General features: G+C 61.7%; 10 protein-coding genes and 1 pseudogene. 7 read left to right on the top strand and 4 right to left on the bottom strand.

The genetic code is table 11. The features are described from left to right. The 7 genes and pseudogenes from EN991_RS08140 to EN991_RS08110 all read left to right on the top strand — a co-directional run. On the top strand, window positions 1–1007 hold a 1007-nt coding region (locus EN991_RS08140), incomplete at its 5' end, for a porin (RefSeq protein WP_245460920.1). 500 nt (window positions 1008–1507) lie between these two features. Next, window positions 1508–2299 carry an AraC family transcriptional regulator gene (locus EN991_RS08135; protein WP_013529886.1) on the top strand — a complete coding sequence of 264 codons (792 nt, stop codon included), beginning with the start codon at window positions 1508–1510 and terminating at the stop codon, window positions 2297–2299. A gap of 306 nt (window positions 2300–2605) precedes the next feature. After that, window positions 2606–2797 (top strand): annotated as a pseudogene (locus EN991_RS08130) (aromatic ring-hydroxylating dioxygenase subunit alpha); the annotation flags it as partial. Window positions 2798–3176: 379 nt separating this feature from the next. Next, on the top strand, window positions 3177–4196 hold the full coding sequence (locus EN991_RS08125; RefSeq protein WP_127368542.1) for a BMP family protein: 1020 nt from the start codon (window positions 3177–3179) through the stop codon (window positions 4194–4196). 32 nt (window positions 4197–4228) lie between these two features. Beyond that, on the top strand, window positions 4229–5752 hold the full coding sequence (locus EN991_RS08120; protein ID WP_127368541.1) for an ABC transporter ATP-binding protein: 1524 nt from the start codon (window positions 4229–4231) through the stop codon (window positions 5750–5752). Next, window positions 5749–6825, top strand: coding sequence for an ABC transporter permease (locus EN991_RS08115; protein ID WP_127368540.1), 1077 nt, complete (start codon window positions 5749–5751; stop codon window positions 6823–6825). Before EN991_RS08120 ends, EN991_RS08115 begins: the two co-directional genes overlap by 4 nt. After that, the gene (locus EN991_RS08110; RefSeq protein WP_013529890.1) at window positions 6818–7750 is read left to right on the top strand and encodes an ABC transporter permease; all 933 of its coding nucleotides are present in this window, start codon (window positions 6818–6820) and stop codon (window positions 7748–7750) included. The genes EN991_RS08115 and EN991_RS08110 overlap by 8 nt, the downstream gene beginning before the upstream one ends. 10 nt (window positions 7751–7760) lie before the next feature. Here the strand turns inward: EN991_RS08110 and EN991_RS08105 are convergent, their stop codons facing one another. The 4 genes from EN991_RS08105 to EN991_RS08090 all read right to left on the bottom strand — a co-directional run. Next, the gene (locus EN991_RS08105) at window positions 7761–8681 is read right to left on the bottom strand and encodes an ABC transporter permease (protein ID WP_127368539.1); all 921 of its coding nucleotides are present in this window, start codon (window positions 8679–8681) and stop codon (window positions 7761–7763) included. Then, window positions 8681–9730 (bottom strand): ABC transporter permease, encoded by a 1050-nt coding sequence (locus tag EN991_RS08100; protein WP_224621515.1) that lies wholly within the window; start codon window positions 9728–9730, stop codon window positions 8681–8683. The genes EN991_RS08105 and EN991_RS08100 overlap by 1 nt, the downstream gene beginning before the upstream one ends. A gap of 25 nt (window positions 9731–9755) precedes the next feature. Beyond that, window positions 9756–11303: an ABC transporter ATP-binding protein gene (locus EN991_RS08095; protein ID WP_127368538.1), complete on the bottom strand. Its 1548-nt coding sequence runs from the start codon at window positions 11301–11303 to the stop codon at window positions 9756–9758. Between the two features lie 97 nt (window positions 11304–11400). Next, the coding region (locus EN991_RS08090; protein WP_127368537.1) for a BMP family ABC transporter substrate-binding protein at window positions 11401–11904 on the bottom strand (504 nt) is incomplete at its 5' end.

Here is an 11904-nt window from a genome sequence, read left to right as displayed (position 1 = left end):
GCTATGTCCGCTACGACGTCGGCGTGGGTGATGCCGGTTCGTTCGATGGCGTCAATCACGTTCCTGACAGCATGGGCGAAGACGACCACTCGACCTACTGGAAGAATGCCCGCTTCAACCTGAAGACCTGGACCGGCCAGGAAACCGAACTCGGCACGTTGAAGACCTACACCGAGACCCGCTTCAACTTCGGCAACAGCTTCGGCGACTATGCCAACCAGGCCACGACCAACGACAGCCGCAACAACTGGCAGGCCCGCAACACGGGCATTACGCTGAACTTCGCCTGGATCCAGATCGGTGGTCTGCGCGTCGGTAAGGACGACCCGGCCTTCGACACCTTCATCGGTTACGCCGGCAACGTCATCAACGACACGATCGTCCCCTATGGCGGCTTCGACAGCAACGTCGTCCAGTACTACTTCGACCTCGGCAACGGTTTGTCGGGCGTGGTTTCCCTCGAAGAAGGTAGCGGCAGCGCTGGCCCGACCGGCGTCCCGCCTTTCGCGTACATCAGTTCGGGTTACGACACGATCGACAGCTATGTCCCGCATGTCGTCGGCGGCGTGAAGTACACGCAGGGCTGGGGCGCGATCACGGGCGTCGCTGCTTATGACAGCACCTTCGAAGAATATGCCGGCAAGGTTCGCTTGGACGTGAACGCTTCGAGCGCTCTGTCTCTGTTCTTGATGGCCGGTTACGGCACCGACAAGAACATCGACCGCAACTTCTATAAGCAGTGGGGCGGCAACTGGGCAGTCTGGGGAGGCGGCACCTACAAGTTCAACGAGAAGACCTCGTTCAATCTCCAGGTTTCCGCTGACGATGACAAGAATTACGGTGTCGCGGCAAACGTTGCCTACGATGTCGTCCCCGGCTTCACGGTCACGGCCGAAGTTGACTATAACCACGATGGCAAGTTTGGCCAGATTGACAACCGTAACTGGGTCGGCGCTACGAAAGAGAATAGCGTCGGCGGCCTCCTCCGCTTCCAGCGTGACTTCTAGCGGATTGTTGTAGCACTTCGCCGAAATATACGAATGCTCGCTGGGCAAGCCGGCCCAGTGAGCTCATCGGGTGGCTCCTCTCAAAATGCTTGAGTCCGTACCTCCAGGACCGAAGCGCGCCGCCGATGCGAAGGGCGCCTTTGACCAAGGCGCCCTTCATTCCGGCTATGTCCACCAGTGTGATCCCACCCGAGTGACGACGAAGAGGAGGAGGTGGACGAACCTCTCTGCGCAGGCGGAACTGGCCAGCGCGGCTCGACGTCGATCTCGACAAGCCGTTGACCAGCGAGCGTTCAAGGGCGGCCTCTCTGGAGATCGCCTGGCGGATCGCCTCGGCTAGCCTGGGCCTGTGCGCGTGGAAGCATCGGTCTGCCGCCATGAGCAGGTTGATTGGCGGTATCTTGCGTCACGAGGCCATAGCTTCGACAATTGGAGACGCAGCCGGAACGCGGATCGACTTCACTTGCATGGCACCGGCAGTCTGACAGGGGGAAGCCGATATGCGCCTGCCACCGATCGACCTTAGCCGCGAGAACACCTTCGGCGAACTAACCTATGAGAATGGCGGCGACTACGGGCCGATCGGTGGCGACTATCTGGCCTTCATGCTTGTCCACGTCGGATCCCTGACGCTCGAGGCGGATGACAGCGTCCTGCAACTGGAGGCAGGACAATGTGCTCTGTCGCTCACGCGTGATCGCTACATGACGTCGGTGGCGCCGGAAACGCTGACCCATGTCAGCTGGTGCGATGGCCGGCCGCAGAACGCGGCGTGGCTGTACAAGGAGCGCGAGAAGTTCGCGCCATTCATCGTCGCCTCGCCGATGGTTCACACCCTCATGCAGTTGGGTGTTGATCTTGGCCTCGGCGAGCGCGGCGGCCGCAGTGGTGTTCGCGAGTCGCTGACCAACGCCTTGCTCCACGCCTTCATCTACGAGGCCGAGGTGATCGAGGCGGAGCGGCCGATCCCGCAGACGATCCTGCAGGCACGCCGTTTCCTCGAAGAGAACTTTGCCGCCGATCTGTCGATCGAGCGGGTGGCGCAGCAGGTGCGCGTCAGCCCGCAATATCTGGTCTCGGCGTTCAAGAAACATCTCGGCATGACGCCGGCCAAATATCTGTGGCGTTGCCGCCTCGATTACGGCACGCATCTGCTGCAGCGGACAGGACTGTCGATCAGCGAGATCGCCTACCAGGTCGGCTACAAGAACCCCTATCATTTCTCGCGGCAGGTCAAGCTGGCGTTCGACTGTTCACCGACCGAGCTCAGAGAGCAGAAGCGCAACGCCTGATGGTTGCCCACGTGCCTCCGGGTGACGAGGCAAGCATTGCCTCCAGAACCGGCGGGTGAACTGGCGATATGCTTTCCTCAAGAGCGGACATGGCGGTTTCCAGGCACAAATGAATTGTCGGGCAATCAGGGTTGATCCGGCGTCAGGCAACGGACCGATGTCTTGCAACCTGGTTGCCGGTCGCGCCTTGGCCAGATCCGTTCACCGACAACAGACATTCCAGGCTGGACAGCACCATGAGCAATTTCTCTCATCTCGATCCCGTTGCGCTCAACGACTGGCATGTCGTCGCCTGTGTCGAGGAGGCGATTTCATCAGACCATCCTGGGTCAGGACAAGCCGATCCTGGAGAATCAGGTTCCGAAGAGGCTGCCGCTGGATCCCCGTTCCGAGGTGCCGATCCGCGCCGACGCCGCGTCGGCCGCCTACCGCCGCTGGCTGCGCGAAAGGGGCCTGCGTTATGGCGTCGTGGCCGGCAACGGTATCGGCGCACACTAGAGCCGGATGATTTCAGGTCGAATCGACCTGAAATCGGAATCCGCTTCTAGATCAAAGAGATAGAGCATGATGTCTGGACAAACGGTTTCCGTTTGTCCGTGAAAACCGCTTCACACTTTTCGGCACTATGCTCTAGTCATGGGCGCATTTTCGGACATGATTAATTGTGGATATGCGCGAAAGAAATCGCAGCCATTGTTAGCCGACCTTCGCCGTGGAAGTTTCGGACCTAAGCCGGAAGACCGGCTGCCAACAACGCCATGGGGACGTTGTCCAGGCGATCGCCGCCTCCAAGTAGGCAACCGGAAAAGACAAGAACATCCGGATGACGACAGGGCGGCATTGGACAGTTCTCGGACTGGAATGAGAGGATCAAGCGATGACGAATACCATTACGCGACGCACGGCAATCCTGGGCACGGCGGGCGCCCTGCTTCTGTCGGGGCTTGTACGCTCATTCGCGGATGTCCCAAAGACGCTGAAACTGGCTGTTATCCTGCAGGACCTGCCTGACGTCGGCTGGGACCGGACGCTGCTCGACGCGCTTGAGCAACTGAAACAGGAAAGGCCCGAGGGGCTGGAGATTGCATGGGAACATACCGATCCGCTGTACGGAGACGATGCTGAGAACGCCATGCGTTTCTACGCAGAGAGTGGTGAATACGACATCATCTGGGGCCATGGCACCTATTCGGACCAGGTCCAGAAGCTGAGCGTCGAGTTCCCCGACCTGATGTTTGTTGTCACCGGCTCCGGCAATCACCCAGCCGGGCCAAATCAATACTGGATCTACAAGCGGCTGCATGAGCCTTCCTACCTGCTTGGGATGCTGGCTGGCCATACCACCAAGACAGGCATGGTTGGCATCGTCGGCACCTTTCCAGCCAATGACGTCAACGACCAGATCAATGCGTTCTTCGAGGGTGCAAAGTCGATCAGGCCGGACATCCAGCATCGGCTTTCGTTCATCGGCTCGTGGTCCGACAATGCGCTGGCGGCTGAGCATGCCAATGTGCAGATCGCGGCCGGCGCCGACGTCGTTTTCATGCTGACCGACAATTTCAAGCCCTGCCAGGAGCACAAGATCATGTGCTTCGCCAACATCAACGACCAGAGCAAGGTCGCGCCCGACGCCATTGCGTCCAGCGCCACCATCAGCTGGAAGCCCGATCTCAACTGGATCATCGGCGAATGGCTGAAACACAAGGCCGGTGCGCAATTCAATGGCAACGCCGAACCGAAATGGTTTTCGATGGCCGAAGGCGGCACCGACATCGCACCCTATCATGATTTCGACGGCAAGATCCCGCAGGCGGTGAAGGGCGAAATATCTGCCAAGCGGCAGGAGATTCTTTCCGGCAAGTTTGTCGTTCCGCTCAACACCGCCGAGGTGAAGTAAGACACATCAACCAGGCAGCCCGGTGCGACCCAATGGAAGACCTGCTGAACGTTCAGAACCTTACCAAGCGATTTGGCAGCGTCATTGCCAATGACGGGGTCAATCTCGATATCCGCAAAGGTGAGATCCACTGCCTTTTCGGTGAAAACGGGGCAGGCAAGTCGACGCTGTCGTCCTGCCTCTACGGCTACTACAAAGCCGATAGCGGCGAGATACGCTTCAAGGGCGAGGTGGTGGAATTGAGCTCTCCCGCCGATGCCTTGCGGTTAGGCATCGGCATGGTTCACCAGCATTTCGTGCTGGTGTCGAACTTCACCGTGCTCGAAAACATCATCGTCGGCAGTGCCGATGTCGGGTTGCTGCTGAGGAAGGCCGATGCCCGCCGCAGGGTTCTCGGCCTCTGCAGGGACTGCGGCATCGACATCGACCTCGATCGCGAAATCTGGCAATTGTCGGTCGGTGAACAGCAATGGGTGGAAATCCTCAAAGCACTCTATTTCGGTGCCGAGCTGCTGATCCTGGACGAACCGACGGCGGTCCTGACGCCGCAGCAATCCGACCAGCTCTTCGTCATCCTTGATGGGATGCGCAAGCGTGGATTGTCGATTGTCCTGATCAGTCACAAGCTGCGCGAGGTGATGCAATCCGACAGGGTCACCATCCTGCGCAAAGGCAAGGTCGTCGCTACGGTGGACACCGCCAATACGACAGCCGAGGCGATTACCGCCCTCATGGTCGGGCACAAGGTGACGAAAAACGTCAGGGACAATTCCGTCACGCCGACGGGAGAAATCCTCTCGGTCGAAAAGGTGTCGGCGGTTGGCGAATGGGGCGAGGATGTCCTCAAGGACGTGACGTTTACCGTCGCCGCCAACGAGGTTCTCGGGCTGGCTGGCGTTGCCGGCAACGGCCAGAAGGAACTGTTCGAGGTACTGATGGGAGTCCGCGCGCTTCAATCGGGCGGTTTCTCGCTGGAAGGAAGCCCGGTCACCGCGCCGACGTCTCGCCAGATTCTCGACAGCGGCGTGGGTTTCATTCCGGACGATCGTTTCCTCGAAGGGTTGATCCCGGAGTTCGGAACCGCCGAAAACCTTGTCCTCGGCTGGCAGCGATCGCCGGAATATTGTCGCGGTCCGTTCCTCGATCGCCGCAAACTGGCTGAGTTGGCGAGGCGCAAGATCGACGAATACAAGGTCGCGACCGCCTCGGCGGACCTCCCGGTGGAGCGACTGTCGGGGGGCAACGCGCAGCGTGTCATTCTTGCCCGCGAGTTCCAGCATGCGCGGCGGCTGTTGCTGGCCAACCAGCCGACGCGAGGGCTCGACGTTGCGGCCTCCGAATTCGTCTACGAGAAAATCCTGGAAAAGCGGGCCGCGGGCTTTGCGATCCTGCTCGCCTCAGAGGAACTCGAAGACCTGCTGCGCCTTTGCGATCGCATAGCGGTCATGTTCAAGGGCCGGATCATGGGCATCGTGCGACCCGAGGAGACCAGCCTCCTCGAACTTGGAATGATGATGGCAGGCGATGCCAGCCAGCTTACGCAGGGAATTCAATGATTTCATTTCAACGACGCTCGGGCAGCAGCCTGGGATGGAACGTCGTCTGCTATTCGGCGGCGATATCAGGTGCTCTCCTGGCTTCCGCTGTTTTGCTGAGGCTTTCCGGCGGCGATCCTGCAAGGGCCTTCACGGCCCTGATCGTCGGTGCATTCGGCAGCCAAGGCGCATTGCTCGGTTCGCTGGCGAAGGCGACCCCGCTGTTGCTTGTCGGGCTGGGCACGGTGTTCGCATTCAGGGCCAAGATCTGGAACATCGGCCAGGAGGGGCAGGTGTTCGCCGGCGCGATGGCCGCCTATTGGGTGAGTTTCTGGATAGCGCCATTGCCAGGCTGGCTGGCCGTCTGCACACTCGCGCTGGCCGGAATGGCGGGCGGCGGCGTGCTCGGCCTGTTGGCCGGCGCACTGAAAACCAGGTTCGGCACCAGCGAGATCATTTCGACGGTGATGCTGAATTACGTCGTCATGTACCTGCTCGCCTACCTTCTCGATGGCGGCCCCTGGATGGCGACAGGCGTGACCGTATCCTATCACCAGTCGCCGCCCATCGATCCAAGTCTGGAGTGGCCGATCCTCTTGTCCGTTGGGGCGGGAAAGCTGCATGTCGGCTTCCTGTTCGCTCTCGCCGCCTCGGCATTCGCAGCGGTGCTGCTCGACAAGACGTCGCTGGGCTACGAAATCCGCGCGTTCGGCTCAAACCCGACCGCGCTGACGTTTCGCGGCACCAATGTGCGCGGGCTTCTGCTGACCGTCATGCTGATGTCGGGGGCCCTGGCGGGACTGGCTGGCGCCGGCGAGCTTTTCGGTGTCTCGCACCGGCTGCGTGCCGAGACGCTGCTTGGCATCGGCAGTTCGGGGATCGTCGTTGCCATGGTGGGAGGACTGCGCCCGAGCGGCGTGATGATCGCCGCCCTGTTCTTCGGCGCGCTGGAAAGCGGCACGATCTACATGCGGCTGAAGAGTGGCACGCCGGCAGGCCTGGTGTCGGCGATGGAAGGGCTGGTGCTTTTGTTCTTTCTCAGTGCCGCCGTCGCAACGCGCCTTCAGATCGTGAGGAGGGAAGTCCATGCTTGAGCTGCTGCAGGGCCCGCTTCTGATAAGCCTCCTGGCGGCGATGGTCCGCATTGCCACGCCATTGCTTTTTTCGGCAATGGGCGAACTCGTCACGCAGCGCGCGGGCATCTGGAACATCGCTGTCGAAGGCACCATGCTGATTGGCGCCATTGTCGCCTACATGGTTGCCTCGACAACCGGATCGCCTTGGCTGGCTCTGGCGATAGCCATCCTGGCCTGCGCCGCGAGCAGCCTGATCATGTCGTTCGTCACGATTGTTTTGAAGGCCGAGCAATTCGTAGCCGGCCTTGCCCTCAATCTTCTCGCATCGGGCGTGACGCTGTTCTGGTTCCAGGCCTATATTGGCGGCCGCGAGGCGCCGACCTTCATCGGCTTCGACCAGGTTCCGATCCCCTATCTGTCGGATATTCCAATCCTGGGGCCGGTGCTGTTTTCCCAACGCCTGCTGACCTATGTCAGCTTCCTGGTGCCCATCCTCGTCTGGTTCTTTCTCTACCGAACGAAATACGGCCTTGAGGTGCGCTGTGTCGGCGAAAATCCGAAGGCGCTTGACGTCAAGGGCCTGCACGTCGGCCTCAGGCAGTGCCTCGCGATCATGTTCGGCAGCATGATGTCCGGCTTCGGCGGCGCCTTCCTGATGCTTGGCTATTCGGACAAGTTCGTTCCCGATCTCATTGCCGGCCGCGGCTGGCTGGTCGTGGTCGCGATCATCGCCGGCAACTGGATGCCGTTCCGGATCGTTGGAGCGATCTTCATCTTCGCGTTTCTGGAGGCGTTGGGCATCCATGCGCAAGTGGTGGGGATTCCTGTCCCCCACCAGCTGTTCCTCGTCTTGCCCTATGTGGCGTCACTTGTGCTGCTTGCGGGCTTGCGGTCGCGCACCCATCAGCCGGTGGCGCTCGGCATTCCCTACAACAGGGAATAGACCCTGCTGCTCAACCCGCCGGACGGAAAGGCCTTGCTAGCGAAGCCGGGAAGTGCAGCGCCAGCATTTGCCGGTTTCGCGAGATCAGCACCAGAACGATGATTGTCGCGAGATAGGGCAGGGCCGAGAGCAGTTCGGACGGCACTTCCAGTCCGAGCGCCTGTCCCTGCAGCTGGAGGATCGTCATGCCGCCGAACAGCCAGGCGCCAAGCAGGATGCGCAGCGGGCGCCATGTGGCGAAAACCACCAGCGCCAGTGCGATCCAGCCTTTGCCGGCAGTCATGTTCTCGACCCAGAGCGGTGTGTAGGCGACGGACAGATAGGCGCCCGCCAGGCCAGCCATCGCCCCGCCAAACAGCACGGCCATGTAGCGGATCCTGATCACGGGATAGCCGATCGCATGCGATGTCTGCGGTGACTCGCCGATCGTTCGCAGGATCAGCCCGGCCTTCGTGCGGTAGAGAAACCAGCTGATGGCAGCGAACATCACCAGAGCCAGGTAGACCATGGGATCGAAGCGGAAGAGCAACGGACCGATCAGCGGCAGATCGGACAGAACAGGGACGTTGATGCCGTGCAGCGCCTCGATAGGCTCGCTGCCGAAGCCGCGGCCAAGGAAGGCCGACACGCCGGAACCGAAGATGGCCAGCGCCAGTCCGGCCGCATATTGATTGGTGAGGAAGGTCAGTGCCAGAACGCCGAACAGCAGCGAGGCGGCGGCACCTGCCAGGGCGCCAGCAAGGATCGCAACCGGCATTGGATAGCCCGCTGTGACGGCCCAGAAAGCCAATGCCGCGCCCATCAGCATCATGCCTTCGATGCCGAGGTTGAGCACGCCGGACTTCTCGACCACCAGTTCGCCAAGTGCCGCGAATATCAGCGGCGTGGCGGCGATGACGGTGCCGGTGAAGATGGCGATGAACAAATCCATCAGGCTGTCTCCAGCGCGTGCGTGTCTCGGGCCGGCCGTATCAGGCGGATGCGATAAAAAATGAAGAAGTCGGCGGCGAGCAGGAAGAACAGAAGGATGCCCTGGAAGATGCGCGTCAGCGCCGAGGGCAGGCCCAGCGTCATCTGCACGCCTTCGCCGCCGAGGAAAAGCAGCGACATCAACAGCCCGCCAAGCACGATGCCGAAGGCGTTCAGCCGGCCGATGAAGGCGACGATGATGGCCGCGAAACCGTAGCCGGGCGAAATCTGCGGCGAGAGCTGGCCGAGCGGCCCGGCGGCTTCCGCCATGCCGGCGATGCCGGCGGCCGCACCACCCGCCATCAGCCCGATCCAGACGGCGGCAGATTCGCGAAAGCCGGCATAGCGGGCGGCAAGCGGTGCCGCTCCGCTCACCGACATCTTGTAGCCAAGGAAGCTGCGGTCAGTGAACAGCCACATCACGAACACGGCGACGACGGTGATGAAGATCGAAGGGTTGAGCCGATAGGCCGGGTCGAAGGATTCGAACAGGGCGGCTGTCGGCAGAAGTGCCGTCTGCGGGTAGTTGAAACCGGCCGGATCGCGCCACGGTCCATGCACGAGATAGGACAGGAACAGCGTCGCGATGTAGGTCATCATCAGCGTGACCAGGATCTCGTTGGTGTTCATGCGGGCGCGCAGGAAGGCAGGGATCGCCGCCCATGCCATGCCGGCGCCCATGCCGGCAACGAACATCAACGGCAACAGCAGCACGCTGTCCGGGTTCGGCCAGAAAAGACCGACGCCGCTCGCCGCAATCGCGCCCATGGTGAACTGGCCCTCGGCGCCGATGTTCCAGACATTGGCGCGGAAGCCGATAGCCAGCCCACACGCAATGAGGATCAGCGGCGAAGCCTTGAGCAGCCATTCCGACAAACCGTTGAGGGAATTCAACGGCTCGACAAAGAAGGCGTAGAGCGTCGGCAGCGGATCGTGTCCGAGCGAGGCAAAAAAGATCGAGCCGACGACCAGCGTCAAAACCGACGCCAGCACCGGCGCCGCGACGCGCATTGTTGCCGAAGGCTCCGGCCTTTGTTCAATCCTGAAGCGCAACGTCGCCACTCCCAATTGCCATTTGATCCGTGCCCATCGTTCGACCGGTCATCAGCAGCCCGACCTCTTCGCGGTCGGTCGTCTTGCGTATCAGCGGCGGTGACACGCGCCCCTGGCAGATCACCAGAAGCCGGTCACAAATCTCGAACAGCTCGTCGAGTTCTTCGGAGACGACGAGCACCGCCGCGCCGGCGCGGCTGAGGTCGACGATGGTCTGGCGGATGAAGGCGCTGGCGCCGACATCGACGCCCCAGGTCGGCTGGGAGACAAGCAGAAGCTTCGGCTCGAGCGCGATCTCACGGCCGACGATGAATTTCTGCAGATTGCCGCCCGACAGGCTTTGCGCCGTCGAAGCCGGACCGTTGGCCTTGACCTTGAACCTGTCGATGATGCCAGCTGCGAAGGCGCTGGCTTTGCGCCGGTCGACCAGGCCGTTGCGGACGGTGCCGAAGCGATGGGCGGTCAGAACCGCGTTCTCCCACAGCGTATGCGACGGTACCGCGCCACGGCCCAGCCGTTCCTCGGGAACGAAGGCGAGACCGAGCTTGCGGCGCTCGTCGGCACGAAGGCGAGCGGCAGCGGTACCGTAAATCCTGATCGCGTCGTTGTTGTGATGCGTGCGTTCGCCGCTGAGCAAGGCGATAAGCTCCGCCTGGCCGTTTCCGGACACTCCCGCCAGGCCGACGATTTCCCCGCCATGAACGTTGAAGGAGACGTCCTTCAGATCCACGCCGAAATGGTCTCTTGCCTTGACCGAAAGGTTGTTGACCTCGAGCACTGGCTTCTCGCTCGGGGTCGGCGGGCTGACATGCATTTCCGGCAGCTTCGAGCCGACCATCATGCGGGCGAGCTCGAGCGAGGTCGTCTCTTTCGGCCGAGCGGTGCCGGTGACCTTGCCGTTGCGCAGCACGGTTGCGGTGTCACAGAGCTCCTGCACCTCGTCGAGCTTGTGGCTGATGTAGACGATGCTGCAGCCTTCAGCGGCGAGTTGTCGAAGCGTCTCGAACAGCTTGACCACCGCCTGTGGCGTCAGCACGGAAGTCGGCTCGTCGAGGATCAGAAGCTTGGGCGCCTGCAGCAGGCAGCGCACGATCTCGACGCGCTGCCGCTCGCCGACAGAGAGGTCATGCACCTGGCGATGCGGATCGATCGGCATACCGTAGCGAAGCGAAAGCTCGCGGATCTTGGCGGCAAGCGAGGGCAGATCGAAGGCGCTGCTTGCCGAGAGCGCAATGTTCTCGACCACTGAAACGGATTCGAACAGCGCGAAGTGCTGGTAGACCATCTCGATGCCGAGCGCGCGCGACGTCGCCGGGTTGTGCGCCGCGATCGGATTGCCGTCGCAGAAGATCTCGCCGGAATCGGCCTGTGCCGCGCCATAGATGATCTTCATCAGGGTCGATTTGCCGGCGCCGTTTTCGCCCAGCACGGCGTGGATTTCGCCGGGCTGGATAGACAGCGAGACGTCGTCATTGGCGACGACGCCGGGATAGCGCTTGCAGATGTTGCGCAGTTCTAGACGCGGATGCATGGCGGGTCCTGCCGTGGCGTGAAGCGAGGTTGGACGGGAACCAGGCAGGGAGACGCCGAAGGTCGGTCTCGGCGCCTCCCTGGTTCTTTGATGGCGTTCAGCTCAGCTTGCCGATCATGCCTTTGACGAACCAGTTCATGCCGCGAACATCGTCATCGGCCAGGACGGAGCCTGCAGCGACCTTGAGGTTGCCGGCCTGGTCCTTCAACTCGCCGCCATAGGGGTGCACCTTGCCGCTGCCGATGTCGGCCTCGAGCTGCTTCAGCTTGGCCTTGGTGTCGGCCGGTATGCCGTCATTGTAGGGCGCCATCTTCACGACGCCCGCTGCCAGTCCATCCCAGCGCACTTCCGGCTTCCAGGTGCCGGCGGCGACGGCCTTGGCGGCGCCGACATAGTCGCTGGTCCAGTCGAGGACAAAGGACGTCAGCTGTTTGCCCGAAGCGAACTTGGCCATGTCGCTGGCGTAGCCGATCGACCAGGCGCCGCCTTCACCCGCGACCTGGACGCCCGTCGCCGTGTCGGTCATCGAGCAGATGACATCGCAGCCTTGCGAAAGCAGCGTCTTGGCGGCCTCCTTCTCCTTGCCCGGATCGAACCAGGA

The organism is Mesorhizobium sp. M7A.F.Ca.US.005.03.2.1, from assembly GCF_003997795.1.
Lineage (GTDB): Bacteria > Pseudomonadota > Alphaproteobacteria > Rhizobiales > Rhizobiaceae > Mesorhizobium > Mesorhizobium ciceri.
This window is presented reverse-complemented; position numbering and strand designations above follow the sequence as displayed.